The sequence below is a fragment of the Actinokineospora auranticolor genome, assembly GCF_002934265.1.
Taxonomy (GTDB): Bacteria; Actinomycetota; Actinomycetes; order Mycobacteriales; family Pseudonocardiaceae; genus Actinokineospora; species Actinokineospora auranticolor.
On record NZ_PTIX01000009.1, the window covers coordinates 255,075 to 280,126 of the forward strand.

Below are 25,052 nucleotides of genomic sequence, written 5' to 3' on the forward strand. Positions count from 1 at the left end.
ACACCACCCAAAATCCACCCCAACGCACCGCGGCAACACCGCACCCACCTCGAAATCGCCGCCTGAATCCCCCAGCCCCACCCAACCCAACGCGGCTGTACCGGACCCACCCCGTAACCGCCGCAGAATCCCAGCCCACCACCTGACGCGACGCGCCCCCGTCATACGCCTTGATTGGGTGGACTTGCTTTGCGTGGGGGGACGAACCTGCCAAGCTTCCCCTGCGGGTGGGGTGGGCTTGCCCCTCCCCACCGCTCTTCCCCACCGCAGGTCCGTAGGGGCCCCGCGCAAAGCAAGTTCACTCAATCGAGGCCGCGCATCTTTTCCGCGAACAGCCGGACCGATCAACCCAACCACGCCGCCAACCGGCACCCCGCGGGCCACAAGATGATCAACGCACGCCTCCGGCCCCCGGTATCCATTCTAAAGGGAAGGACCGACAGTTCCGGGCAGAGATGATCATGCCTGTGGACAACCCGCCCGAGGGGCAGCGGCTCGACCGGATTCGGTTCGCAGCCGGTGGGCGAACGCCCTCGCCCACCGGCTGCGAACGGCCCGAGGTCCTACGCCGCCCCCGGGCCGCACCTGTTCACAGGTGCCTCTCCCACCAGTGCAGAACCGCTTCGAAGCGTTGTCCGCGGTGGCGGGGTTTTCCGGATCTGGTCAGCTCGTGACCTTCTCCGGGGAAAAGGAGCATTTCGGTCGGCACCCCGCGCCTGCGGAGGGCCACGTACATGCGCTGCGCCTGTTCGACCGGGCAGCGCCAGTCATGTTCCGAGTGGACGACGGCGAACGGGATCTCGATCTGGTCCGCGTACGTCAGCGGGCTCCGCGCGGCCCACTCCGCGGGCGAGTCCCCGCAGTACGCCTCCGTGAACCACCACCCGATGTCCGACGTCCCCGCGAACGAGTCCCACGCGTTGACCGCGCGTTCGCTCCAGGCCGCCTTGAAGCGGTGGCCGTGGTGCGCCGCCAGCCACCCCGTCATCCACCCGCCGTACGAACCTCCCATGATCCCCACCCGGGTGGGGTCGACGTCGGAGCGCTCCAGGACCGCGTCCAACACCGACAGGACGTCGTCCACGTCGACGGTGCCCATGGCGCCGATGATCGCGCGGCCGTGGGACTCGCCGTAGCCCGCCGAGCCGCGTGGGTTGGGCAGCACGACCGCGTACCCGGCGGCCGCGTAGACCTGGGCCTCGTCGAACAGGCCCCAGCCGTAGTACATGAACGGGCCGCCGTGCACCGACAGCAGCACCGGGTGCGGGCCGTCGCCCTCCGGCAACACCAGCCACCCGTGGGTCGCGTACCCGTCGGGGGCCGACGCCTTGACCTCGATCAGCGGTCGTACCGCCACCCGCGCGCGCAGCGGCGCCGAGAAGTCCGTGAGCCGCCGGGTCGTCTCGTCCTCGACCAGGACGACCTCGCCCGCGGTGTCCCACGTGGACACCGTGCACACGACCCGGTCGCCGTCGGCGGCGAAGCCCTTGACCAGGCTCTGCTCGCCCGCCACCAGGGTCAACTCCGACAGCGTGGCCCCATCCGCACCACGCGCCACACGGCGCAGTTCGACCGCGCCGCGGTTGCGCACCGCGACCAGGATCCCCGACGCCGTCTCCACGGGCCGCCCCGCCGCGACGTCGCAGTCCACGGTCTCCGGGTCGGTCAGCCGCGCGGGCGCCGCCGAGCCGTCGAACGGCACCGTCCACAGGCCGACGTTGCGCGCGACCGACGCGGTCCCCGGGAACGCCTCGCCCAGGAAGGCGACCGTGCCGTCCGCCAGCGCCACCGGGTGCTCGACCGTGCCCTCGCTGCGCGCGACCAGCACGGGCGCGCCGCCGTCGGCAGGAACCGCGTAGAGATCGGTGTTGACCGAATCGTCCGCGCCCCAGTCCCGCTTCGCACTAATCAATACATGCGCACCCGACAATGTCCACGCGGGCGCGGAGGGCTCGCCGAGCCCCTCGGTCAACTGCCGGGGCTCGCCACCCCCGGTGTCCACGACGAACAGTTGGGGTGGACGGTCACCCAGGAAACCCACATCGTCGAATCGGTACTCCAGACGGGTGATCCGGCGCGGCGCTTCGGCGGCGGGCTCGGGAGTCCGTCCGTCGGCATCGGCCACGCCGTAGCGCCCGGCCTCGGGAACCCGTGCCACAAAAGCGATCCGCCGGGAGTCCGGCGCCCACACCGGCGCGCCCGCGCCCAAAGGAAGCGCCGCGACCGGGCGGGCCTCTCCGCCGTCGACCGGCATCACGTGCAGGACCGGCGCGGACGACGCGTCGGCGCAGCGCAGGAAGGCGACCAGGGTGCCGTCTGGGGACGGCGCGGGCGCCCAGTCGCGGAAGCCTCGGGTGAACTCGCGCACGTCACCGCCGCCGAGGCCGACCCGGTGCAGGCCGCCGCGGTAGGCGTTGGCCGCCAGGTCCGGGTTCGCGAGACCGACCAGCAGCAGGTCGCCGCGCAGGGCGGGCGCGCCGGGCGCCGCCAGCAGTTCGATGTCCTCAGGGCGCACGCGATGAACCGTACCCGACGGTTAGCAAACCTCAGGACCCCTTGATTATTCCCACTCGTCCACAGAAAAGCGGCGCGCACCGTGCGTGCGCGCCGCTTTCACCCGACCGTGGTGAGGTCAGTGCCGGGGTTCGACCGGCGACGCCGAATCCGACGCGGAGGATTGCGCGCCCCGGGATTCCGCGACCGTGGATTCGTCGGTGGCGGCGGGGGTGCCCGCCGCGGCGGCGGCCGCCTCGTCCCGCTTGGACTTGCGCAGACTGGCAACTGTGGTGACCGCCAGGACACCGATGATGACCGACAGCGACACCGCGATGTTGGGCACCCACACACCCACTTCCGCGCCGCCGTTGATGAAGGGCAGCGAATTGGTGTGCAGCGCCTCCAGCACCAGTTTCACGCCGATGAAGGCGAGGATGACCGCGAGGCCCACCGACAGGTAGATCAGCTTGCGCAGCAGGCCGCCGAGCAGGAAGTACAGCTGGCGCAGGCCCATCAGCGCGAACGCGTTGGCGCTGAAGACCAGGAAGGGTTCCTTGGTGAGCCCGAAGATCGCCGGGATGGAGTCCACAGCGAACAGCAGGTCGGCGGTGCCGATGGCGATCATCACGATGAACATCGGGGTGACGAACCGCTTGCCGTCGACCTTCACGAACGAGTCGCCGCCGTGGTAGGTGTCGGTGACCGGGAAGACCTTGCGGGCGATCCGGGTGAGGGCGTTCTCCTCGTACTCCTCGTCGTCGCCGCCGATGCCCTGCTTCGACAGGTTCCACGCCGTGTAGATCAGGAACGCGCCGAACAGGTAGAAGACCCAGCTGAACTTGGCGATGGCCACGGCGCCGACGGCGATGAACATGCCGCGCATCACCAGCGCGAGCACGATGCCGATCAGCAGCACCTTGTGCTGGTGGATCCGCGGCACCTTGAACGCGGCCATGATGATCAAGAAGATGAACAGGTTGTCGACCGACAGCGAGTACTCGGTGATGTAGCCGGCGAAGAACTCGCCCGCGTACGTGCCGCCGGAGAACGCCCAGATCGCGCCGCCGAACGCGATCGCGCATCCGATGTAGAACGCGACCCAGCGACCCGCCTCACCGACGGTCACCTCGTGCGGCTTGCGGTCCACGATGAACAGATCGATCGCCAGCAGCGCGATCAAGCCGCCGATCGTGGCCAGCCAAGCCCAGGTGGGGACAACCATGGATCAAACCTCCGGTGTACGGGCACGTGCGCATGCCGACAACCGGAGGTCTCTTCCGCCGGAAAACTTCCGGCCACCGGCCCCGGGACCCGCGAGTGGTCCGTGCTGACGACACCGGTGCGAAGGAATACTCCCCTCCGACACTTTCGATGTCCGATTCTTCCCTGTCGCCTGACGGCACACCAGTCCGGGTCCCCTCAACAGCCTTTGGGTTTGGTCACAGCCAAGGTTCCTCAGGTGTCGACATGCCCGTCCGCGCGCCGCGCCAAACTCTGCCTTATCAGCACCGACCAGCGGAACCTCGATCACCCATCAGTGATCATCGCGCGGGAACCGGACGCGGCCGGGTCCGCGCCGGACCGGTCCACCGCTCCTGGGAGCACTCTCAGGGAATGTCCAATACGGTCGGCGGCGTGCCTTCGCTCCCGCGCCCGCGGCCCCGCCAGGTGATCACCACCCTGGTCGTCGTCGCGCTCGCCACCGCCGGTCTGGTCTGGGCCAACGCCGGTGGCGACCCGCCCCCGGTCACCACGCGCGCGCAGCTGCTCACGCTGCAGAGCGGACCCGACCGCGACGAACCGGTCCGCCTCGACACCACGCTGTACCTGCCGGAGACGACGCCCGCGCCCGCGGTGCTGGTCGCGCACGGTTTCGGCGGCACGAAGGACAGCGTCGAGCAGGACGCGCGCGAGCTCGCCCAGCGCGGGTTCGTGGCGCTGGCCTGGTCGGCGCGCGGGTTCGGGCGCAGCGAGGGGCAGATCGGGCTGAACGACCCGGACTACGAGGTCACGGACGCGAGCAGGCTGGTCGACTGGCTGGCCCAGCAGCCCGAGGTGGTCAAGGACGGGCCCGACGACCCGAGGGTCGGCGTGACCGGCGGTTCGTACGGCGGTGCCCTGTCCCTGCTGCTGGCGGGCATGGACCGGCGCGTGGACGCCCTCGCCCCGGTGATCACGTACAACGACCTCGGCCAGGCCCTGCTGCCCAACTCGGCGGGCGCGCCCGCGGGTACCCCGGCGGGCAACCCGTACGGCGCCGACGGCGTCTTCAAGCGCTCCTGGGCGGGCATCTTCTTCGCCGCGGGCACGGGCGCGGCCGGGCTGGCCAACCCGACCTCGGACGCGACCGAGCCGGGCACCAAGGACGACGGCAGCGGCGGCGCGGGCGGTACCGGGGTCCCCGCCCCGGCCGACGAGGCGCCGGGTGGCGGCCGGTCGCAGGCGGGCCCGGTGGACCCGTGCGGCCGGTTCACCGAGGCGGTGTGCCGGGCGTACGACCAGGTCGCGCGCACCGGCGTGGCCGACAAGGCCACCGTCGACCTGCTGCACCGGGTGTCGCCGGTCTCGGTGACGGCGCGGATCACCCAGCCGACGATGCTGGTGCAGGGCGAGCAGGACACCCTTTTCGGTCTTGACCAGGCGGACGCGACCGCGCGGCAGGTGAGCGCGGCCGGGGCGCCGGTCAAGGTCGTCTGGTACACCGGCGGGCACGACGGCGGCAAGCCGGGGCCGGAGCTGCGCGGTGAGATCGCGGACTGGTTCGACTTCCACCTGCGCGGTCGGGGCGCGAACCCGGGGACCGGTTTCGAGTACGCCGTGCAGGGTGCTCTGCGGGCGCAGGGGGCGCCGTCGGTGCGGACGGTCAGCGCGGGGGCGTACCCCGGTCTGGCGGGCGCTCCGGGCGCCGAGCGGCGCGGGATCGAGTTGACGGGCCGGGAGCAGACCGCGGTGAACCCGCCGGGCGGGAATCCGGCGTCGATCAGCAGCATGCCGGGGTTGGGGTCGGTGATCGCGGGTTCGTCGCGGCTGTCGGGCCGGATCTCGGTGGACCTGCCGGGGCAGGCGGCGCGGTTCGCCAGCCAGCCGATGACGTCGCAGCTGCTGATCGCGGGCGCCACGACCGCGCGGCTGCGGGTGGCGAGCGCGGGCGGCGGGGCGCCGGAGGGCGCGGCGTTGTTCGCGAAGCTCTACGACGTCGGCCCGGACGGGACGCGGACGCTGCCGGGTTCGGCGGTGTCGGCGCTGCGCACGCCGCCGCTGCCCGCCGACGGGAGCGCGGTCGAGGTGACGGTGGCGCTGCCCGCGGTCGTGCGGCCGATCGAGGCGGACCACCGGGTCGAGCTGGTGGTGTCGACGACCGACCAGGCGTACGCGTCGTCGCCGGACGCGGCGGCGTACAAGATCTCGCTGGCCGATCCCGCGTTGCGGGTACCGGTGGTACCGGGGACGCGGTCGAGCTCGGCGCCGCCCGCCGGGCCGCTGATCGGGATCGCGGTGGTGCTCGGCGTGGTGGCCCTCGCGGTCGTGTGGGGCGTCGTGCGGCGGCGGCGCGCGGACGACGCGGACCCGGACCTGGCGGACGTGCCGCTGGTGATCGAGGACCTGTCGAAGGCGTACCCGGGCGGCCTCAAGGCGGTCAGCGACCTGTCGTTCCGGGTGGAGCGCGGCCAGGTGCTGGGCCTGCTCGGCCCCAACGGCGCGGGCAAGACGACAACGTTGCGCATGCTGATGGGCCTGATCCAGCCCAGTGCGGGCACGATCCGCGTGTTCGGCCACCGGATCCACTCGGGCGCACCGGTGCTGTCCCGGATCGGCTCGTTCGTCGAGGGCGCGGGTTTCCTGCCGCACCTGTCGGGCCGGGCGAACCTGGAGCTGTACTGGGCGGCGACCGGGCGTCCGGTGGAGAAGGCGCACTTCGAGGAGGCGCTGGAGATCGCGGGTCTGGGCGCGGCCGTGGAGCGGAAAGTGCGCACCTACAGCCAGGGCATGCGCCAGCGGCTGGCCATCGCCCAGGCGATGCTCGGCTTCCCGGACCTGATGGTCCTCGACGAGCCGACCAACGGCCTCGACCCGCCCCAGATCCACCAGATGCGCGAGGTCCTCCGCCGCTACGCGGCGACCGGCCGCACGGTCGTGGTGTCGAGCCACCTGCTGGCGGAGGTGGAGCAGACGTGTGACCACGTGGTCGTCATGCACCGCGGCAAGCTCGTCGCGGCGGGCAAGGTGGACGACATCGTGGCGGGCGGCGGAGAAGCCACTTTCCGCGTGGACAACGCCACCGCCGCCGCCGAGGCCCTGCGCGGGGTCACGGGTGTCAGCGACGTGACGGTGGACGGCGACCTGGTCCACGCGGACCTGGACGGCCTCCCCCGTTCGGCTGCGGTGACAGTGCTCGTGCGCGCGGGGGTGGCCGTCGAACAGGCGGGCCCCCGACGGCGCCTGGAAGACGCGTTCCTGCAACTGGTTGGTGAGGAATCGTGAGCGAGAGCGGGCACAAGGCCGGGTACGGGGTGCCGTCGGTGACCAGTGGCGAGAACGTCACCACCGTGCACACCGACCCGGCGGCCATCGACGACATGGAGGTCGCGGCCAACCGGGACCACTCCGGGTTCGACGCCGACGGGTCGGTGTCCGGGTTCCGGTCGGCGCGGACGTTGCCTTTGCGGGTCGAGCTGATCCGCCAACTCCGCCGCCGCCGGACCCAACTGCTGCTGGGCTTCCTCGTGCTGCTGCCCTTCATCCTCTGGGCGGCCTTCGAGTTCGGCACCAGCGCGAACAACCGCCGCTCCGGCGGTTTCGTCGACCTGGCCACCGCCAGCGCCCCGAACTTCGTGGTGTTCGTGCTGTTCGCGGCGGGCAGCTTCCTGCTCCCCATGATCGTCGCCCTGTTCTTCGGCGACACCGTGGCGTCGGAGGCCTCCTGGTCGAGCCTGAAGTACCTGCTCGCCATGCCCGTCCCGCGCGGCAGGCTGCTGCGCCAGAAGGCGACGGCCTCGGGCCTGTTGTCACTCTTCGCGCTCGTGCTGCTGCCCGTGGTGGCCCTGCTGGTCGGCCTGCTCTTCTACGGCTCCGGCGAGGCGGTCAGCCCCACCGGCGACGCGATCACGTTCTCGGACTCGCTGCTGGCGATGGTGTTCTCGGTCGTCTACATCTCGGTGAACCTGCTGTGGGTGGCCGGGCTGGCGATGTTCCTCTCGGTCGCCACCGACGCCCCGCTCGGCGCGGTCGGCGGCACGGTCCTGGTGGCGATCCTGTCCCAGATCCTGGACCAGATCACCGCCCTCGGCACCCTCCGCGACTACCTGCCGACGCACTTCGCGTTCGCCTGGTCCGACCTGATCTCCACCGACATCGACTGGTCGAACATGACCCGGGGCGCCTTCTCGGCGGTCACCTACGCCGCGATCTTCGGCCTCTTGGCGGCCCGGCGCTTCCGCACCAAGGACGTAACCAGCTAGCCCCGTGCCCGACGCCCGGGTCCCGGTAGAAGTTGATCATTGATCCGCTACCGTGATCCGGCGTCGCGACGGCGGAAGGTGCGGGCGGAGAAGTGGACGAGGTCGACTACTACGACCTGCTCGGGGTGCGGCGCGAGGCGTCGCACGGGGAGATCAAATCGGCCTTCCGGGCCCTGGCCAAGGTGATGCACCCCGACGCGGGCGGCACGGCGGGCACGTTCCGGCTCCTCAAATCCGCCTACGAAACCCTGTCGGACGGCCGCAAGCGCGCCGAGTACGACCGGGGCGTCACCACGGCGGCCCCTCCCCCGACCGCGCCCGCGCGCCCGCCCCGCCCGCGCAGGCGGATGTTCCGCGACGACCCCACCTTCGTCCCACCGGCCTGCGACGTCCCCCCGGCGTCACTGCCCTGGTGGCACCTGACGAAGTACCAGACCCGCATCGGCACCGCGGGCGCCCCCGGTCACGCCCCCGCCGCGTACCTCGCGCTCACCAACCTCGTGCTGGTGCTCCCCCTGGTCCTCCCCGGCTGGCTGCCACCGGCACTCCTTGTCCTCTGGCTGGCACTCGTCGCGGCCGCCATCGCTGCCACCGTCCGGCTCGTCCGCCGCTACCTGGCCGCCGCCCGTACGCAGAAGGCCGTGCGCGAGGAGTTCGGCGAGCGCACCGAGTTCGGTGTCGCCGACGCCGAGCCGGTGGGCGAGCGCCTCACCTCCGACCTGCTGACGACCTACCTGAGCAGGCTCCCCGGCGCCCGCGTCTTCCACGGCCTCTCGCGCCCCGGCTCGGTGTTCGCCGACATCGAGCACGCCGTCCTCTGTGGACATAGACTCGTGCTGATCGAGTCCCGGCTCTGGCTGCCCGGCCACTACGAGATCGACGACGACGGCTCGCTGTGGCGCAACGACCACCCGTTCCGCGGCGGCGGCACGGACCTGTTCGCCGCCGTCAAGGCGTTCGCCGACCACCTGCCCGGCGTCGAGGTGTGGGGCGTGGTCATCGTCTACCCGAGCCGCGACGGCGAGGTCACCACCGACGACGCACCTGGTCTCGGCGTGTCCGCGATGGTGCCGACCGCGTTCGTCCGCGACGTCGGCGAGTGGCTCGCCGCCGAGTGCGCGACCGTCGACCACCACGTGCTGCGCGCCGTGCGGGCCCGTGTCGTGAAGGAGGAAGCCGCTTAGATGCTCGTGCACCTCGCCATCGGCGACGCGTACGGCGCCGGGTTCGAGTACGCCCCGGCCGCGTTCGTCACCGAGCACAACACCCTCGAACGCTATGTCCAGCACGGCAAGCACGCCGGGATCACCCCGGGTCGCTACACCGACGACACCCAGATGACCCTCGCCGTCGCGGAACTGCTCGTCGACGGCGGCCCGTGGACGCCCGAGGCCCTGGCCGACCGGTTCTTCGAGGTCTTCGACCGCGACCCGCGCGAGGGCTACGCGTCCGGCTTCCACGGCCTGCTGTCCGATGTGGACAGTGGCGCCGAGCTGCTGCGGAGGCTGCGCCCGCACAGCGACAAGAGCGGCGCGGCGATGCGGGTCAGCCCGGTCGGCCTGCTGCCGACGGTCCCGGACGTCCTGCGGTACGCGGACATCCAGGCGCGGGTCACCCACGACTCCCCCGGCGGCGTCGCCTCGTCCCAGGCCGCCGCGCTCGCCGTCTTCTACTGCGACCGCGCGCCGGGCCCGTTGGCGGACCTGCCCGCCTGGATCGCCTCGCACGTCGAGGGACCGTGGGAAACCCCGTGGCGCGGCACAGTCGGCTCCGCGGGCATGGACAGCGCACGCGCGGCGATCACCGCCCTGGCCGCGCACCGCACGATGAGCGCGCTGCTGAGGGCGTGCGTGGCGTACACCGGCGACGTGGACACCGTGGCCACCATCGCGCTCGCCGCCGCGTCCCGGTCACCGGAAATCACCGACGACCTGCCCGCGCACCTGGTGGACACCTTGGAGGACGGCCCGTACGGCCGCGCCTACCTGTCCACTGTGGATGAGAAGTTGACCCGGGGCCGACCGGCCCCGGGTCCTCCGGGTCAGCCCCGGCAGACCAGCCAGGAACCGGATTCCTTGACCAGCGAGTAGGTGCGGCGGTCGCCGCCGAGGCCACCCGGGTCCGACGCCAGCACGGTGAAGGTCGGCGGGTCGGCGGCGTCGTCGACCCGCTCCAGGGTCAGCTGCACGCCGAGGAACAGCGTGGACGCGCGGGCCCGGTCGCGTTCGCAGGTGACGTCGCCGAGCGCGTCGACGTCGCTGACGTTGACCGCGTCGACGAAGGCGCGGGCGGCGGACGTCGGGTCCGAAGTCGACTTCCCGCCGACGAGGGTGAACGCGGCCACCGCGGCGCCGACCACGACGACCGAGACGCCGCCGATGAGCAGCATCCGGCCGCGGTCGGGCGCGGAACCCGGGTCGCGCTGGGGTTTCGGCGCGGCCGCCGGTCGCGGGGTGGCGGTCTGTGCGGCCCGCGAACGGCCGGGCTTGGCCGGGGCGGACTCTCCGGACCAGGTCGCCTCGGGCGGCGGCACGCGGCGCTCGCTGAACTCGCGGCCCTCGTGCCGGACCAGCGTCGTCCAGGCCATGCCGTCCCAGTAGCGCTTCTCCACCCGCCGCTCGGGGTCGGGCTGCCAGCCGGGGGCCAGCACCTTCTCGATCTCCGTCGCGACCGGCGCGGGCAGGTCGGGCCGGGTCCGCATGCGGACCAGCAGGCTCCAGGCCGCGGCCCGCTCGCCCTCGTCGCGCAGCCGTAATCGCAGCTGCCGCAGCAGTTCCCGGGACTCCTCCGGCGCCAGCTCCGGCTCTTCCAGGCGCTCGCGCAGCTGCTCGATGTAGGGCACCACGGGCTGCGGCGGCAGCGGCTCCGGCAGCGGCGGGGCGGCGGGCAGCTTGAGCAGCACGCCGCGCAACTGGGGAATTCGCTCCGTAATGGACAGTCCACCGGGGGTGAACACCGGCGCGGACGCCAGCTCGGCGGGCAGCGCCACGTCCGCCGCGGAGATCACCAGCACCGGGCGGTCCAGCGACGCCGCGTACTTGGCCGTGGCCACGCAGCCCGGGGAGCGCATGGCCGCCGGGGAGGCGACCAGCACGAACACGTCGCAGCGCTGCACGCGCTGGAGCACCGTCTCCCACCAGCGCGCGCCGTTGGGCTCACCGCGGTCGAGCGCGACCTGCCTGCCCAACTGGGCCAGGTCGGCGCGCAGCGCGGCGGCGGCGTCCCGGTCGGACGGTGCGTGACTGACGAACACCTGCATCTTGAAATCTCCGGCGATTCAGGGCGATCAGTCAGCGTCCCGACAGCGCACGGCTGATATCGCACACTCGCCACTCACCGTTCTCCTCGATGAGCGGGATCCTCAACCGCACCGAGGTTGCCCCGACGGTGCGTGTGGCGAGAACGGTGAAACGGGGATCGGACCCGGTTACGCTCACGCTCTCGAGCGTAACGTTAGCCGCGTCGAGGAACGCCGTATACAGGTGGGCGTTGTCTTCGCGGTCCTTAGCGCACACGAACTGCTGCATCGCGTTGGCGTCGTGGGTGTTGACCGCGTCGACGAAGTTGCGCGCGACCTGCGTACCAGCCGCTTCGTCCGGTCCGGACTCCAGCAGGAACGCCCCGGCGGCGGCCGCGCCACCCGCGACGACGACGGCCGCGGCCGAGCCGATGAGGATCACCTTCCGCCGCTTGGACATCGGCGTCCGCCGCCGGTGGTCGACCGGTTTCGCGGATTCACGTTCCCGTTTGGCCGGTTCCCGCTTGGCGGCCGGGGTCTCCTCGACGACGCGGGGTAACGGGCCGGTGCTCGTGGTGAGGTGCGCGTGCGCGCGCGGGGGCTGGTTGCGGTCGTTGAACTCGCGGCCCTGCTGGCGCACGAGCGTCGTCCAGCTCTGCCCGTCCCAGTAGCGGCCCTCGAACCGCTCGCGCGGGTCGGGCTGCCACCCCGGCGCCAGGATCCGCTCGACGGCGTCGGCGACCGGGCGGCTCAGCTCGGCCCGGCCGCGCAGCCGCACCAGCAGGTCCCACACCTCGGCGCGCTCGTCCGGGTTGGCCATCCGCTTGCGCAGCTGGGTCAGCAGTTCCACCTGGGCCCGGTCATCGAGCTCGGGGGCGTCGATGCGGGCGAGGTAGGCGTTGAGGTAGGAGGTGGGGATCTCGGGCTCCTGGGGCAGGCGCAGCGGCAGCGGCCGGGCGGCGGGCAGGGCGCTGAGCGCCTTGCGCAGCACGATCACGCTCTGCTCGGTGCGGTGGACGTAGTCGACCGGCGGGTCGAGGCCGTCGGGGATCACGCCCCGGCCGACGGGCCGCACGAGCACGGGCAGGATCGGCCTGCGCAGTGCGCGCGCGTAGTGCAGTTCCGAGAGGCAGGCCCGGGAGCGCACCGAGTCGGGTGAGACGGCGAACGCGAAGACCGCGCACCCACGCACGTGGCTGAGCACGTCACCCCACCAGTCCTGCCCACCGTGGCTCTCCCGGTCGTACCACACCCGATTGCCGAACCGCTCGAAGTCGGAGCGCAGCGTGGAGATCGACGCCTGGTCGCGGCGGGCGTAACTGATGAATACGTGCATCCGCACTTCTCACGTTCACGGTCCGTAGTTCGCGGGTGCACGCACGTTATGTTGGCGATCGCGGGAACGACAGGGACCAACGGCCCTAGTGGGCGGATTGGGAGCGCGCCCCGTATCCGGAAGATCGCAGGCCGGAGGCGATGTGTGGCACATGATGGCAACTCACGAGTGGATCTTGGATCGGGTCGGTGATTGACGGCCCCCACGGCACCCGGGTGATCACATTGGGTAATGGAGATCTTGTCCCGCGGCCCGCGCCGAGTCCGGAAATCGCGCATCACGCCGTCCCGGGCGGGCGCGGGCGCCGGGATCGGTCCACCATGGGCGGCGTGGCAGAGGCGGATCCGGTGGCGGCGCTGCGGGCGGAGTTCCGCTCGGAGCTGCCCAGCGCCGTGGAGGACATGGCCGAGCGGGACGTCCGCGACCTGGCGGCGGCGCTGCGCGCGGCCCGCAAGCGGCAGGGCAGGCACCTGACCGAGGCCACGGACGCCTCCGTCGCCCAGATCCCCGCCCTGCTCCGCCCCCTGGTGCGTCGGGCGATCGGCCGGTGACGGGCACCCGAGCGGAGATCGCCAAGCTGGCCCGCCTCCTCGGCGACCCCCCGGAGCGCTTCGCCTACCTGGCCGCCCTCCCGGCCGCGGACGTGCGCGTGGTCCGCGAACGCGCCACGGACGTCCTCTTCGGCGCGAACCGCCAGGTCTTCGACCGCATCGCCGCCGCGAGCCGACTCGTCCCGTCCGCCATCACCGCCGCGATCGCCCAGCGCACGTTCGGGCCGCTCCTGTCCGCCCGGGTGGCAGGCGCGCTGGAGCCTTCGCGCGCCGTGGACCTGGCGGGTCGACTCCCGGTGCCGTTCCTCGCCGACGTGGCCGCCGAACTGGACCCGCGCCGCATCGCCGACGTCCTCGCCCTACTCCCCGTCGAGCGGGTCCTGGCTGTCGGCAAGGAACTCCTCCGCCGCCGCGACCACATCACCATGGGCCGTTTCGTGGCGGACCTACCGGCACCCACCCTCCGGGCCACGATCACCATCCTCAATGAGGAATCCCTCCTGCGGACGGCGGTCTACTCGGAGTCGGTCGACCGGTTCCCGGTCCTGTTCGCACTCCTCCCGGACGAGCGCCTGCCCGCTGTCGCCCACACCCTCGCCGCGGCCGACGCGGAGTTCGCGGAGGACGTCTACCCGCTCCTCCCCCACCTCGACCCGACAGCTCTGACCCGCCTGGCCGCCGCCGTCCGCACCCTCCCCGCGGCCGAGCGCACCGACTTCGCCGCCCTCGCCGAGACCACCGGCGTCCTGGACCGACTGGGCTCCCTCGCCGAGGTGCTGTCCTGACCCTGGACACCACCCCACTACTCGGTGATACCGTGTAGCAGTACTCGGTGGCACGTACTAGTGGGGTGCGGTGGACGACCTGACGGAGATGTTGAAGGGCACCCTCGAGGGCTGCGTGCTGGAGATCATCGGCAGCGAGGAGACCTACGGGTACGCCATCACGCGCCGGTTGAACGAACTCGGCTTCGCCGACGTCATCGAGGGCACGGTCTACACCATCCTGCTGCGCCTGGAGCGCGGCGACCTGGTGCGGGTGACGAAAAGACCGTCGGAGAAGGGCCCGCCGCGCAAGTTCTACGCGCTCAACGCGGCGGGCCGCGCGGAGCTGGCGGCGTTCTGGGCGAAGTGGGAGTACCTGTCGTCGCGGATCGACAGCCTCAGGGAGAGCGGGAAATGACCTTCTGGCAGACCATCACCGGCAGCGACCTCACCCGCGAGTGGAAGGCGTTCGAGGCGCGGGCCGCCGCGCTGCCCGCCGACCACCGGGCGGCGTGGGCGCGGATCAAGGCGTACCTCGGCACCCGATCGGACTTCACGGGCCGCAACCTGGTGCCGATCCTCGACAGCGCCCTGATCCTGCTGGAGGAGACGGCGGCGGACGGCCAGTCCAGCCACGACGTGCTGGGCGAGGACATCGAGGGCTTCTGCGCGGAGTTGGCGGGCGGGGAGGGGGCGCGCGACTACCGCGACCGGGCGCGCGACCGGTTGAACGGCAGCGTCGCGCGGAAACTGGGCAGGCTGGGAGGCTGACATGGGGATTCGGGGCATCATCGAGGGCAAGCGGCAGTGGCGGGCGCACGTGGCGCGGGTGCGGGCGCTGCCGCCGGACTACCGGATCGTCTACGAGGAGATCGAGAAGTACCTGTTCCGGGTCGGACCGATCGACCCGCGCGACGGGCAGCCGCTCTCGGGGGTCCTCGACTTCTTCGAGGAGAGCGCCGCGACCGGGAAAGGCGTGCTGGAGGTCATCGGCCACGACGTCGCCAAGTTCTGCGACGAGCTGGCAGGCTCCCGCACAGCCGAGCACTAGCTCATTTTCGCGACCCCGCGCTGGAGCGCGCCCGAACGGCGCGCTCCAGCGGGTCGACTCCTCAGTCGGTGCAGTCGATGTACTGGAGCGGTTCGAAACCGACGACCTCGTACTTGCCCGCGTCGAAGTCGCATGTCCAGTAGGCGGTGGTGAACAGGCCGTCCGTCTGGTCGGCCTGATAGGTGTTCGCTTTTGCGAGCCACTGCCGGTTACGGAGAGATCCTTTCTTGTGGCGCATTTACGCAGGCTCCACGCGAATTCGATCGTTGCCCTCTTCGCGCGGGCGGGTCAACCACCCGCACCGAGCTGTCACCCATCGAGAACCGAACCCGTCCGCACGCGAACCACTCGTACGCGAGGATTTCCTACCAGGGAACGGTCTCGCCGTGGAGGTTGAGGAATCGCAGCCCCAGCGCCCCTTTCCGCGCCTCCAGGACATCAACAATCGCCGGAACGCTGTCCCGGGGCTCCAGGGACGCGCCCGGCCCGCCCAGCGCGGTCCGGTTGTGACCGGGGTCGATCAGCAGCTTCGTCTGCCCGTCCCCCGCGTGCCGCGTGGCGTAGCTGCGCATCAGCTGGTTCAGCGCCGCCTTGCTCGCCTTGTACAGCTCGTACCCCGGCTCCACGTTCAGCGACACGCTGCCCTGGTCCGACGACATCACCGCCACCGTCCCGCCGGGCACCACCAGATCCCGGAACGCCTCCAGCACCCGCAGCGGACTCAGCGCGTTCGTCACCATCACCTCCGTGAACACCTCCTCGGACACCTCGGAGATCGGCACGTCCCCCCGGTCAATCGCCGCGTTCACGAACACCAGGTCCAACCGCCGCCCCGCCAACCGCGCCCGTAACCCGGCCACCTCACCCGCACTCGTCATCTCCAGCGACTCGACCTCAACCCCCACCAACCCCTCATCGCTCCCGCGCGTCGTCGCGATCACCCGCCACCCCCGCCGCGCCAACTCCCCCGCGAGCACGAACCCCAGCCCACGGGACGCCCCCACGACCAACGCGACCCGTTCCACACGACCACCCCTTGAATAGACGAGACGTTGCGTCTAGACAGTACCCCACTACGCTGTCGGCATGCCCCCGAGGACCCGCTCCGGCAACCGCCGCGACGAGACCGCCCGGCTCGACGTCCTGCACGCCGCCGACGACCTCCTCGTCGAGCACGGCTTCGGCGGGCTCACCGTCGAGGCGATCGCGAAGCGGGCGGGGGTGGCCAAGCAGACGATCTACCGGTGGTGGCCGTCGAAGGTCGACATCCTCCTGGACACCCTCATCGAGGACACGGAGAAGCGCCTCCCGATCCCCACCGACCCCCCGACCGCGGACACCATCCGCGAATACCTGCGCGCCTACGCCCGTTTCGTCACGGAAGACCCGGCGGGCAAGGTCCTCCTGACCCTCATCGCCGAGTCACAGCACAACCCGGCGACGGCGAAGACCTTCCACGAGCGCTACCTCGGCCCGCGCCGCGAACAGGAACGCGCCATGATCACCGCCGCCACCGACGCGGGCGAGATCACCCCGAAACTCCCCCCGGACGCCACTTTGGACGTCCTCCTCGGCCCCATCGTCTACTGCGCCCTGACCAACTCGCCCATCCCCCGAACCCTCGCGAACACTCTCATCGGGGAACTGCTCGGCCCCCGCTGACCCCGCGAACCACCCGCCCTCATGGGAACCGCCGACGCCCGCGGAGAGCCTGGTCGTCGAGAGGCGGAGGCACACCTCGATCACCTCGACGTGACCGCTCCACTCGTCACGAGGGCGAGAGTCCAACAACCTGACAACAGGGCCACGAGCACGAGCCGGGTAACCGCCGCTACGGTCCGACACCACCTGAGCGAATACCCGCAGGTCGACCATCGCCGATTGTCATGTCCGCCACACGACAAGCTCGCCGCCAATACGTCGACAGAAAGCAGCTATCACACCTCTTGCTCGCACACAATCAAAACCATCTTCCAAACGTCCACTCAACAATAGACGTTTGATGGATTGGAGGATCGGAACCGACCAAAGCGCATAGCTTTGCACATCACCTAATCGGACGATTGGGCCTCCTTACCCGGCGCGGGGGTCCGTCTGGCCCGTGTCGTCCTCCGGCCCAATGCCACTAACTTACGGAGCATCGTTGCAGGTCAACGGCATCTTGAGGGGTGCCGTGCGAGAGGCAGGCGGCACGTGCGACGACGCCCTGCGGCACACCATAGTTCCATGGCCCGCATTGGGGCATCGAGCGAACACGCAACCCACTGTCGCAAGTGGACTTGATCCGAGTGTTCCAGAGGTCGATCGCCAATCGCTTAGACCGATACTGGCCAGCGAAAACGCGCTAAGTTAGTGGCATTGGTCCTCCGGCCCACCGCGAACCACGGCCACCGGCACATCACCGCCATTGTCCGGGCCAGTGAGGAAGTATTTCCACCTGGCACGCGCCACGGGCAACCGGGGAAGCCACACCAGCACACCGTTGAGCAGCGCCGCGACAGCCGTGGCGAGGTAGGCGCAGCCGAGACCGAGCGTCGTCGACCACGCCATGGTGACCCCCACCACCACCGTGCAGAGCGCGAAGACCACCAGTGCCGCGAGCGCCAGGTCGTCCCGACCGCGCCGAGTCGCGACCGACCATCCCACTGCGGATACCGCCACACCCACCAAAGCACCGTTCAGGGTCGCGTGCTGTCCCTGGATCAGCACATACGCCAAGATCGCCCCGCAGAAGCCGAAGATCGTGACCAACGGGCGCAACCGGTCGTCCCTCGCGACCAGGCCCGCCAGCCCACAGGCGAAGACCAGCACGGCCGCGCCCACCGGGGCGTCAGACCGCATCGGCAGGCCGATCGAGGCAACCACCGCCAGCAGCACCACCGCGAGAGTCGCCCAGTTCCGCCCGCCCGACCGGCTCTTCCACGCGATGAACAGCAGTACCGCCGCGAATCGCAGGAGGAACCACCGGGACGCGCTGTCGTCGGTCCACACCGCGGACGCCGCGCATGACAGCCCGAGGAAGGACGTCGCGACGAAGGTCAACCGTCGGGTCGCCCGGTCGACGCCCCGCGTGATCAGCCCGACGACCAAGAGGCCGCTGACCGCCGCGATGGCTCCACCCCGTTGCAGCGCGGGTGGCCACGACAACACCGAGAGGATCATGCCCGCGCCCGACATCACCGACGCCGCGTAGAACACGGTCCGGACTACCGGCGCTACCTGTCCGCGCCTGCGCACCGACACCGCCAAGGCCACGGCCAGGGTGATCGCGCCCAAGAGCAACACCCACCAACTGTCGGCGATGTCAGAGATCTTGTTGATGTACACACCAAGGCAGACCGCGTACAGCAACGACGCACCGGAAGCCAGGTACCTGGTCCACGTCGGCGACGGGTCTCGCGGCCACGCCCGCTCTGCCGTCGCGGATGTGCCCGACGGAGCCGGTGCAGCGGGTTCAGGGGGCGTCGGTGCGTCGTCGCTCACGTCCATCAATGTCGCTGAACCCGATCACGGCGTTGCACGACCGACCCGATGGGGTCACTGGATTCCGGTTCCGTTCGCGGTTCGACCGGTTCCACAGCCCATACTCACGCCCCGGTCGGGCGCTCGCGGACCGGGCCGAAGATGTCCTCCGGGTCGATGTTCATGACGACTTCGCAGTCGCAGTAAGCGCCCTGGTCTTCGAGGCCGATCATCAGGCTTTCCAGATCCACCGCCCGTTCCTCTGCCCACGCGATGGTGGCGTGGAGGGTGTGGTCGCAGCCGTGTTCGGCGACGGAAGCCTCGACGGAGGTGACCAAGGAATCGAGTTGGGCGAGGTCGAGAACCATGCGCTCGCGGGAGGCTTTGTGTTCGGCGCGGAGGTATTCGTCCTTGAGGCGCTTGCGTTCCTCGCGAGATGGCATCAGCGGGACCTGCGGTTGCTCAGGTAGTCGCTGACCACCGCCGCGCCCAAGCCGTCCAGGTCGGGGGCCACGACCCGGCCCGCGCCGCGGCGGGCCAGGAGGTCTACGAAGGCGGCGAGGCTTGGGTCGTCGCCCAGGCGGAAGACGGTGACCGAGGCGCCCAGTTTGGCCAGGGAGTCCACCTCGGCGAGGGTCTTCCGCAGGGTGGATTGGGTTGTCGGGTAGTGGAAGACGGCTTCGCCGTCGGGTTCCAGGTGGGCTGTGGGTTCGCCGTCGGTGACCACCAGGACCACGGGTTGGGCGTCGGGGTGGCGGCGCAGGTGGCGGCCTGCCAGGAGGAGGGCGTGGTGCAGGTTGGTTCCCTGTTCCCACACGCCTTCCATGGCCGTCAGTTCGCCGATGTCCACTGTGGACGCATGACGGCCGAAGGTGATGAGTTGCAGGGCGTCGGCGCGGAAGCGGGTGCGGATGAGGTGGTGCAGGGCCAGGGCGGTGCGCTTCATGGGGACCCAGCGGCCGTCTTGGATCATGGACCAGGAGGTGTCCACGCAGAGGGCCACGGCGGCTCGGGCGCGTTCCTCGGTTTCGACCACCTCTACATCGGACACGTCGAAGTGGACGTTGTCGTTGGTGGACATGGTGCGCAGCAAGGCGTTGCGGACGGTTCGGGGGACGTCCCAGGGTTCGGTGTCGCCGAATTGCCAGGGGCGGGTGGAGCCGGTGAGTTCGCCCGCGGCGCCCGCGCGGGCGGTGTCGCGTTCGCCGCGGCGGGCGCGGATGGCGCCGATGACTTCGGAAAGCACGGTTTCGCCCAGGCGGCGCAGGGCTTTGGGGGAAAGGGTGAGGGTGCCGTCGGCAGAGCGTTCCAGCAGGCCCTGGGAGCGGAGTTCTCGTTCCAGCTCGGCCAGGCGGCGGGCGTCGACCGACGATTCCTCGCCCAGTTGGCGGGTCAGGGCTTCGAGGTCGATGTCTTCCAGGCGGGCGCCGGGGTAGGACTGGGCGAGCTGTTCGGCCAAGGCGTCCAGTTCGGCGAGGTCGGCCATGGCTTGGGCGCCTTCGCCGAAGCCCAGGGGGTTGTCGCCGCGGAAGCGGGTCGAGGAGGTCCAGTCCTCGCCGGGGCGGAGGGCTCGGAGGTTGGCGTCCAAAGTGGATACCTGTTCGGCGAAGCGGGGGTCACCGAAGGCGTTGCCCATGAGTTCGGCCAGTTCGGCGCGTTGGGCGGCGCTCATGGAGTTCATCACGCGTTGGGCGGCGGCGGATCTGGCCGCCAGGGCGTCGACGAGTTCCTCCACGGTTTGGGGGTTCTCCGGGAAGAACTCGCCGTGGTCGCGCATGAAGGCGGCGAATTGGTCGTCGGTGTCGTCGCCGCGGAGGTGGGACAGGAGCAGGGCGTTGAGGTCCGCCATCATCTCGCGGATTCGCTCGGTCTCCTGCGGGCCCATCTCGCTGAGGGCCTGCTTCATGCCCTGGAAGCGGGATTCCATGAGTTCGGAGCCGAGCTTGTCGCGGATCCGCTGGTACGCCTCGCGTGCCTCGGACGAACGCCAGTCGTAGTCGGCGAGGTCGCGGACGGCGGCGGCGGTGCCCGGGGGTAGTGCGTCGAGCTGGGCCTCGCGGAAGCGGGCGTCGTCGGACGGGTCGGGGAACAGTTCCCGGCGCTCGGCGTCGAGGGCCCGGTCGAGCAGTTCGCGGACCTCGGTGAGGGTGCCGTCGAGGCGGTGGCGGCGCTGGATGCGGGAGCGGCGCTCCCACACCCGGCGGGTCAGTTCGTCCAGGCCCCGGGTGGTCCCCTCGCCGCGGCGGAGGAGTTCCTGGAGGGCGGCGCGCGGCGACGAGCCCTCCATGACGTCGCGGCCGATGGCCTCAAGAGCGCCCCGCAGGTCGACCGGGGGTGCGAGCGGGTCGGGTCCCTCGTGCCAGGGGCCGTACCGGTAGCTCACGGTCCGTACACCGCCTCCCCGTCGGAGGAATCCTTGGCCAGCTTGCGGGTGAGGTACAGGTATTCCAGGGCCAGCTCGACGGCCGCCGCGATGCGGCCCGGGGCGTCGGTGGCCTTGACGTCGAGGCGGGCCGCGACCTCGTGCAGGACCGGCAGCTCCGGCAGGGCGGCGAGCAGTTCCGAGCCGGGCACGCGCTCGCCGGTGGCCACGAGGTGGCCGTCGACCACGGCGTCGACCAGCGGACCGAGGTCCAGACCGGCGAACCGGTCGCGGGCGGTCTCGGCGACGGCACGGCGCAGCAGGTGGTTGAGGTGTTCGGTCTCGCGGCCTTCCTCGCCCGACTCGAACTCCAGCTTGCCGCGCAGCACGGCGGGCACGGCGTCGAGGTCGATCGGCCGGGCCACGGCGGGCTCCTCGCCGATCAGCGCGGAGCGGCGCAGGGCGGCGGCCCCGACGGTCTCGGCGGCGGCGACGGCGAACCGGGCCGAGACGCCCGAGCGCTGGTCGATGGCGGTGGAGTCGCGCAGGTTGCGGACGAACCGGGCCAGGACCTCCAGCAGCGCGTCGCTCACCTCGGCGACCAGTTCCGACTCCTGCCGGACGACCTCGACCTCGGCGCCGACGCTGCGCGGGTAGTGGGTGCGGACCTCGGCGCCGAACCGGTCCTTGAGCGGGGTGATGATCCGACCGCGGTTGGTGTAGTCCTCGGGGTTCGCCGTGGCGACGAGGAGGACGTCGAGCGGCAACCGGAGGGTGTAGCCGCGCACCTGGATGTCGCGCTCCTCCATGACGTTCAACAGTGCGACCTGGATCCGCTCGGCGAGGTCCGGCAGCTCGTTGATCGCCACGATGCCCCGGTGCGCGCGGGGGACGAGTCCGAAGTGGATGGTCTCGGGGTCGCCGAGCGCGCGGCCCTCGGCCACCCGGACGGGGTCGACGTCGCCCACGAGGTCACCGACGGAGGTGTCGGGGGTGGCGAGCTTCTCGGTGTACCGCTCGGACCGGTGCCGCCAGCCGACCGGCAGCTCGTCCCCCAGCTCGGCGGCCAGCCGGATCGACCGCGGGGTGATCGGCTCGAAGGGGTGTTCGCCCAGCTCGGAGCCCTCGATCACCGGCGTCCACTCGTCGAGCAGCCCGGCCAGGGTGCGCAGGAGGCGCGTCTTGCCCTGCCCCCGCTCCCCCAGCAGCACGAAGTCATGTCCAGCCAGCAAGGCCCGCTCGAGCTGGGGGAGGACGGTCTGGCCGAACCCGACGATCCCGGGCCACGGGTCCCGCCCGGCCCGCAGCGCGGCCAGGAGGTTGTCCCGGATCTCGGCCTTCACACCTTTGGGGGCATGCCCCTGCGCGCGCAGTTCACCGACAGTACGAGCGCGCGTGTTCACAACGGTCACGACCCGACGTTACGCAGGATCGGTCGCCAGGTCGACGTGGAGCCCACTCCAACCCGACACTTCCGCGAGATCGCGAGTTGTCCACAGCCAAGATCATCGCCGCCGGTTTCTGTCACCCCTCCCCCCTAGAATTGATTCCGGGGGGCCGGAGGCTACGTTGATCATGTTCGCAACCACCGGTTGCACGTTGCACCGGCTGCAAATCGCCCCCTGACCTGCGCCGATGGGGTGGACTTGCCGCGCCGCTCTCGGGATTCGCCCCCGGTTCGCCCTAGCGTGACGCCATGGGCAAGAGCTACTCATCAGCCGCGTACCGAGAACTGGGCGGACTCCTCCGCGAAGCCCGCAAACGAGCGGGCCTCTCCTCCACCGAACTGTCATACCGCCTGGACTGGCTGGTGTCGTACCTCTCCCGAGTGGAGAGCGGCAACCGACCGGTGAGCACCCCGGATGTCATCCACTACTTGGTGCAGTGCGGGCTGAAGGTCAAGGAGATGCGCCCGTACGTGGAACTCAGCAAGATGGCCGAACGCAGGCAGGGCTACTACCTGTCGGACGCGAAGATCAACGGTCCCCTGCAATCCCTGATCTTCCACGAGTCCCTGGCGAGGTCCTCGATCATCTACGAGCAGCAGGTGGTCAATGGGCTGTTGCAGACACCGGACTACGCCCGCTCGATCATCGGCGCGGGGGCGGGTGTCACCGAGGAGGAGGTTGTCGGCGCCGTCCACACGCGGCTGGACAGGCGCCGCATCCTGACCACGCCCAACGCCGGTCGGTTCGCCTTCTACATCCACGAGCAAGCGCTGCGGCTCCGGATCGGCACAGACAAGATCATGCACGAGCAGCTACTTCACCTCGTGCTCGTCGCTGCGGCGGACAACATCACGGTGCAGATCGTGCCGAGCGACGCCGGGGAACGATCCGTGCTAGGCGGCGCGTTCAACGTGATGACGTTCGAGAACCACAATCCCATGGTGTACCTCGACAACTACCACGGCGGCGGTCTCATCCTCGAAGACCCCGACTACGTGCGCAACTACCGCGACCTGGTGCCCAAGCTCGCAGAGGTCGCGCTGGATAAGGGACAATCTCGGGAGTTCATGGCCAACTTGGCCGATGAGTACGACCGAGGGAGTCACCACGTTGTCGGAGATGTCGTGGCGAAAGAGCAGCTTTAGCGGGGAACAGGGATCGGCCTGCGTCGAGGTCGCCTGGCGCAAGAGCAGCTACAGCGGACAAGAGGGAACCTCGTGCGTTGAGGTCGCCTGGACCGGCCAGCCGTCGATTGAAGGTGTCCTGATCCGGGACTCCAAGAACTCCACCGGCCCCACCCTCGCCATCCCCACCCGCGCCTGGCACACCCTCCTCGCCACTCGCTAGGGACCACCGGCGCGGCGGCGTCCTACGTCCGCTGCGCCGGTCCCAGCTCCTCCTCCAGGATCTCCCGGAAGCGGTCGATGTCCTCGACCGACGCGAACGCGCGTCCCGGCACCGGGTGGAACGATCCCCCGCCCGTCCGCAGCACGAAGCTGCGTTCCGTCTCCACCCAGCCCGTCAACTCCCCCAGCACCACATCGCTGCACGCCGTCCCGTCGGCCGCCATCATCCGCACGGCCCCCGACGACACCTCCGCCGTCACCTCGCGCCCCGCGATCGGGTCCCGCCGGAACGACCGGCGCACCGCCACCGTCGGCAACGACCCGATCACCACCGCGCACACGAGTCCGAACACCCCGGGCCACACCTGCCCCACGACCACCAGCACGACCGAGAACACCCCGAACGCCCCCGCGAACCACGGGACCCACCTCGCGAACGGCAGGGTGGCCCGGATGCCGTCGGACCAATCCCCCGGTTCGGGTGTCCAGCGCAGTCGCATGGTGGCGAGCATAGGGAGCTGATCTCCACGGTCGGGAACGGGTCGCGTAGGCTCGATTCCCGTGTCGACTCCAAGTGCCACCTTCGCGGTGTGGGTTTCGGCCTGGCTGAACGGCTCCGCCGCCGCCGACGACGTCTTGGACGCCCTGAGCCACTGGTCTCAGGCGCACGACGTGGTCGCCGTCGACGAGTCCACCGCGGACACCCTCGACGTCCCGCCGCGCGGTCGCGCGGGCGGCCAGGTCGCCGCCCTGCTCGCCACCGTGCGCCGCGTGGGAGCCACCGGTGGGCGGATGGTTCTGCCGGTGCCAGGTGATGTGCGCGGCCTCGGCGGCCGCAGCGAGTTCGCGGGCGTCGCGCTGCACGCCGGTGAGGCCCTCGTGCTGCACGGTGCCCCGTACGGCCTGGTCCCCGAGCCGATCGCGGACGGCGTGCTGCGCTGGACCGCCTTCGACATCGGCGCCGCGCCCGCCGCCGAGCACCTGCCGCTCGGCGAGGCCGAGCACGAGCTGACCGGGGCCATGCGGGTCGCGGCCGGGGTGCTCACCGAGCTGGGCGTGGCCAAGCACCGGGCGGGGGTGCGGGAGGAGATCACCGCGCGGATCGCGCACCGGTCGGCCGCGCCGTGGCCGGAGGGGACGCCGCCGCGCGCGCTGCGGGTGTTGCAGCGGTCCAACGAGGTGTCGGCGATCTTGGAGCTGGCGTCGGAGGACGCGCCCGGTAACGCTCTGTCGTCGTCTTCGGCGCGCAGGCGGGCGGAGGCACTGCGGCCGCTGTTCGACGCGGTGCGGATGGCGCGGCTGGCGGCGGTGGACGAGGCGGTGCGCGTCTTCTCGGACCACGCCGAGCAGCTGTAGCCCGCTGGACCATTCCCGGACATTCGTCACCATTCACAAAGACATTCACTCACATTCACCATACGATTCGCGCGGATGGCCCCGGACCCCTCACGGTCCGGGGTCGTTTCCATCCTCAACCATTCCGATGCACGTGCAGCGAATGGTTGTTGACGAATTGCGCGACGTCGATCGACCATGTCG

General features: G+C 70.7%; 24 protein-coding genes. 13 read left to right on the top strand and 11 right to left on the bottom strand.

The window, feature by feature from the left end:
- Positions 1–589 precede the first annotated feature (589 nt).
- Both CLV40_RS18595 and CLV40_RS18600 read right to left on the bottom strand, forming a co-directional pair.
- On the bottom strand, positions 590–2,515 hold the full coding sequence (locus CLV40_RS18595; RefSeq protein WP_104480201.1) for a S9 family peptidase: 1,926 nt from the start codon (positions 2,513–2,515) through the stop codon (positions 590–592).
- A 117-nt stretch (positions 2,516–2,632) separates the two neighbouring features.
- Positions 2,633–3,718: a TerC family protein gene (locus tag CLV40_RS18600; protein ID WP_104480202.1), complete on the bottom strand. Its 1,086-nt coding sequence runs from the start codon at positions 3,716–3,718 to the stop codon at positions 2,633–2,635.
- 392 nt (positions 3,719–4,110) lie between these two features.
- On the opposite strand from CLV40_RS18600, the gene CLV40_RS18605 reads away from it, so the two are divergent.
- The 4 genes from CLV40_RS18605 to CLV40_RS18620 all read left to right on the top strand — a co-directional run bounded on the left by CLV40_RS18605 (position 4,111) and on the right by CLV40_RS18620 (position 10,045).
- Positions 4,111–6,978, top strand: a complete 2,868-nt coding sequence (locus CLV40_RS18605) for an alpha/beta fold hydrolase (protein WP_104480203.1) — start codon at positions 4,111–4,113, stop codon at positions 6,976–6,978.
- 95 nt (positions 6,979–7,073) lie between these two features.
- Entirely contained in the window at positions 7,074–7,955 is an 882-nt protein-coding gene (locus tag CLV40_RS18610) for an ABC transporter permease (RefSeq protein WP_104480287.1), read from the top strand.
- A 92-nt stretch (positions 7,956–8,047) separates the two neighbouring features.
- Positions 8,048–9,139: a J domain-containing protein gene (locus CLV40_RS18615; RefSeq protein ID WP_104480204.1), complete on the top strand. Its 1,092-nt coding sequence runs from the start codon at positions 8,048–8,050 to the stop codon at positions 9,137–9,139.
- The gene (locus CLV40_RS18620) at positions 9,140–10,045 is read left to right on the top strand and encodes an ADP-ribosylglycohydrolase family protein (RefSeq protein ID WP_104480205.1); all 906 of its coding nucleotides are present in this window, start codon (positions 9,140–9,142) and stop codon (positions 10,043–10,045) included.
- Here the strand turns inward: CLV40_RS18620 and CLV40_RS18625 are convergent.
- Both CLV40_RS18625 and CLV40_RS18630 read right to left on the bottom strand, forming a co-directional pair.
- Complete coding sequence (locus CLV40_RS18625; protein ID WP_104480206.1) at positions 9,997–11,214, bottom strand: TIR domain-containing protein; 1,218 nt, start codon at positions 11,212–11,214, stop codon at positions 9,997–9,999. The genes CLV40_RS18620 and CLV40_RS18625 overlap by 49 nt on opposite strands.
- 31 nt (positions 11,215–11,245) lie before the next feature.
- On the bottom strand, positions 11,246–12,529 hold the full coding sequence (locus CLV40_RS18630) for a toll/interleukin-1 receptor domain-containing protein (protein ID WP_146108096.1): 1,284 nt from the start codon (positions 12,527–12,529) through the stop codon (positions 11,246–11,248).
- 329 nt (positions 12,530–12,858) lie between these two features.
- Between CLV40_RS18630 and CLV40_RS18635 the strand changes: the two genes are divergently transcribed.
- From CLV40_RS18635 to CLV40_RS18655, 5 genes are all read left to right on the top strand, one after another.
- Complete coding sequence (locus CLV40_RS18635; protein ID WP_146108097.1) at positions 12,859–13,080, top strand: hypothetical protein; 222 nt, start codon at positions 12,859–12,861, stop codon at positions 13,078–13,080.
- Positions 13,077–13,865 carry a hypothetical protein gene (locus CLV40_RS18640; protein WP_104480209.1) on the top strand — a complete coding sequence of 263 codons (789 nt, stop codon included), beginning with the start codon at positions 13,077–13,079 and terminating at the stop codon, positions 13,863–13,865. Before CLV40_RS18635 ends, CLV40_RS18640 begins: the two co-directional genes overlap by 4 nt.
- A gap of 70 nt (positions 13,866–13,935) precedes the next feature.
- Complete coding sequence (locus CLV40_RS18645) at positions 13,936–14,262, top strand: PadR family transcriptional regulator (RefSeq protein ID WP_104480210.1); 327 nt, start codon at positions 13,936–13,938, stop codon at positions 14,260–14,262.
- Complete coding sequence (locus tag CLV40_RS18650; RefSeq protein ID WP_104480211.1) at positions 14,259–14,615, top strand: DUF1048 domain-containing protein; 357 nt, start codon at positions 14,259–14,261, stop codon at positions 14,613–14,615. Before CLV40_RS18645 ends, CLV40_RS18650 begins: the two co-directional genes overlap by 4 nt.
- Position 14,616: 1 nt before the next feature.
- Entirely contained in the window at positions 14,617–14,895 is a 279-nt protein-coding gene (locus CLV40_RS18655) for a DUF1048 domain-containing protein (RefSeq protein ID WP_104480212.1), read from the top strand.
- A 61-nt stretch (positions 14,896–14,956) separates the two neighbouring features.
- Here CLV40_RS18655 and CLV40_RS38110 read toward each other — a convergent pair whose 3' ends face one another.
- Entirely contained in the window at positions 14,957–15,133 is a 177-nt protein-coding gene (locus tag CLV40_RS38110; RefSeq protein WP_181043579.1) for a hypothetical protein, read from the bottom strand.
- Positions 15,134–15,260: 127 nt separating this feature from the next.
- Entirely contained in the window at positions 15,261–15,920 is a 660-nt protein-coding gene (locus tag CLV40_RS18660; RefSeq protein WP_104480213.1) for an SDR family NAD(P)-dependent oxidoreductase, read from the bottom strand.
- 61 nt (positions 15,921–15,981) lie between these two features.
- On the opposite strand from CLV40_RS18660, the gene CLV40_RS18665 reads away from it, so the two are divergent.
- Positions 15,982–16,557: a TetR/AcrR family transcriptional regulator gene (locus tag CLV40_RS18665; protein ID WP_104480214.1), complete on the top strand. Its 576-nt coding sequence runs from the start codon at positions 15,982–15,984 to the stop codon at positions 16,555–16,557.
- A 687-nt stretch (positions 16,558–17,244) separates the two neighbouring features.
- On the opposite strand, the gene CLV40_RS18670 is transcribed toward CLV40_RS18665, so the two are convergent.
- The 4 genes from CLV40_RS18670 to CLV40_RS18685 form a co-directional block, all read right to left on the bottom strand.
- Positions 17,245–18,180, bottom strand: coding sequence for a hypothetical protein (locus CLV40_RS18670; protein ID WP_146108098.1), 936 nt, complete (start codon positions 18,178–18,180; stop codon positions 17,245–17,247).
- A gap of 302 nt (positions 18,181–18,482) precedes the next feature.
- The gene (locus CLV40_RS18675; protein ID WP_245931368.1) at positions 18,483–18,800 is read right to left on the bottom strand and encodes a DUF2695 domain-containing protein; all 318 of its coding nucleotides are present in this window, start codon (positions 18,798–18,800) and stop codon (positions 18,483–18,485) included.
- Positions 18,800–20,740: a vWA domain-containing protein gene (locus CLV40_RS18680; protein WP_104480216.1), complete on the bottom strand. Its 1,941-nt coding sequence runs from the start codon at positions 20,738–20,740 to the stop codon at positions 18,800–18,802. The genes CLV40_RS18675 and CLV40_RS18680 overlap by 1 nt, the downstream gene beginning before the upstream one ends.
- Positions 20,737–22,131: an ATP-binding protein gene (locus tag CLV40_RS18685; RefSeq protein ID WP_104480217.1), complete on the bottom strand. Its 1,395-nt coding sequence runs from the start codon at positions 22,129–22,131 to the stop codon at positions 20,737–20,739. Before CLV40_RS18685 ends, CLV40_RS18680 begins: the two co-directional genes overlap by 4 nt.
- A gap of 284 nt (positions 22,132–22,415) precedes the next feature.
- Between CLV40_RS18685 and CLV40_RS18690 the strand changes: the two genes are divergently transcribed.
- Both CLV40_RS18690 and CLV40_RS18695 read left to right on the top strand, forming a co-directional pair.
- On the top strand, positions 22,416–23,312 hold the full coding sequence (locus CLV40_RS18690) for a helix-turn-helix domain-containing protein (protein ID WP_104480218.1): 897 nt from the start codon (positions 22,416–22,418) through the stop codon (positions 23,310–23,312).
- Positions 23,287–23,514, top strand: coding sequence for a DUF397 domain-containing protein (locus tag CLV40_RS18695; RefSeq protein WP_245931369.1), 228 nt, complete (start codon positions 23,287–23,289; stop codon positions 23,512–23,514). Before CLV40_RS18690 ends, CLV40_RS18695 begins: the two co-directional genes overlap by 26 nt.
- A 22-nt stretch (positions 23,515–23,536) precedes the next feature.
- Here the strand turns inward: CLV40_RS18695 and CLV40_RS40315 are convergent, their stop codons facing one another.
- Positions 23,537–24,013, bottom strand: coding sequence for a YcxB family protein (locus CLV40_RS40315; protein ID WP_146108099.1), 477 nt, complete (start codon positions 24,011–24,013; stop codon positions 23,537–23,539).
- A 61-nt stretch (positions 24,014–24,074) separates the two neighbouring features.
- Here CLV40_RS40315 and CLV40_RS18705 point away from each other — a divergent pair, with 61 nt between their 5' ends.
- Positions 24,075–24,869 (top strand): hypothetical protein, encoded by a 795-nt coding sequence (locus tag CLV40_RS18705; RefSeq protein ID WP_104480221.1) that lies wholly within the window; start codon positions 24,075–24,077, stop codon positions 24,867–24,869.
- Positions 24,870–25,052: the final 183 nt, after the last annotated feature.

Excerpts from the sequence above, each read along its gene's own strand:
- CLV40_RS18665 (WP_104480214.1), top strand. The coding sequence starts at position 15,982 with ATGCCCCCGAGGACCCGCTCCGGCAACCGCCGCGACGAGACCGCCCGG.
- CLV40_RS40315 (WP_146108099.1), bottom strand. The coding sequence starts at position 24,013 with ATGCGACTGCGCTGGACACCCGAACCGGGGGATTGGTCCGACGGCATC.
- CLV40_RS38110 (WP_181043579.1), bottom strand. The coding sequence starts at position 15,133 with ATGCGCCACAAGAAAGGATCTCTCCGTAACCGGCAGTGGCTCGCAAAA.
- CLV40_RS18610 (WP_104480287.1), top strand. The coding sequence starts at position 7,074 with ATGGAGGTCGCGGCCAACCGGGACCACTCCGGGTTCGACGCCGACGGG.
- CLV40_RS18625 (WP_104480206.1), bottom strand. The coding sequence starts at position 11,214 with ATGCAGGTGTTCGTCAGTCACGCACCGTCCGACCGGGACGCCGCCGCC.
- CLV40_RS18675 (WP_245931368.1), bottom strand. The coding sequence starts at position 18,800 with ATGCCATCTCGCGAGGAACGCAAGCGCCTCAAGGACGAATACCTCCGC.
- CLV40_RS18600 (WP_104480202.1), bottom strand. The coding sequence starts at position 3,718 with ATGGTTGTCCCCACCTGGGCTTGGCTGGCCACGATCGGCGGCTTGATC.
- CLV40_RS18695 (WP_245931369.1), top strand. The coding sequence starts at position 23,287 with ATGTCGTGGCGAAAGAGCAGCTTTAGCGGGGAACAGGGATCGGCCTGC.
- CLV40_RS18605 (WP_104480203.1), top strand. The coding sequence starts at position 4,111 with ATGTCCAATACGGTCGGCGGCGTGCCTTCGCTCCCGCGCCCGCGGCCC.
- CLV40_RS18655 (WP_104480212.1), top strand. The coding sequence starts at position 14,617 with ATGGGGATTCGGGGCATCATCGAGGGCAAGCGGCAGTGGCGGGCGCAC.
- CLV40_RS18650 (WP_104480211.1), top strand. The coding sequence starts at position 14,259 with ATGACCTTCTGGCAGACCATCACCGGCAGCGACCTCACCCGCGAGTGG.
- CLV40_RS18690 (WP_104480218.1), top strand. The coding sequence starts at position 22,416 with ATGGGCAAGAGCTACTCATCAGCCGCGTACCGAGAACTGGGCGGACTC.
- CLV40_RS18630 (WP_146108096.1), bottom strand. The coding sequence starts at position 12,529 with ATGCACGTATTCATCAGTTACGCCCGCCGCGACCAGGCGTCGATCTCC.
- CLV40_RS18620 (WP_104480205.1), top strand. The coding sequence starts at position 9,140 with ATGCTCGTGCACCTCGCCATCGGCGACGCGTACGGCGCCGGGTTCGAG.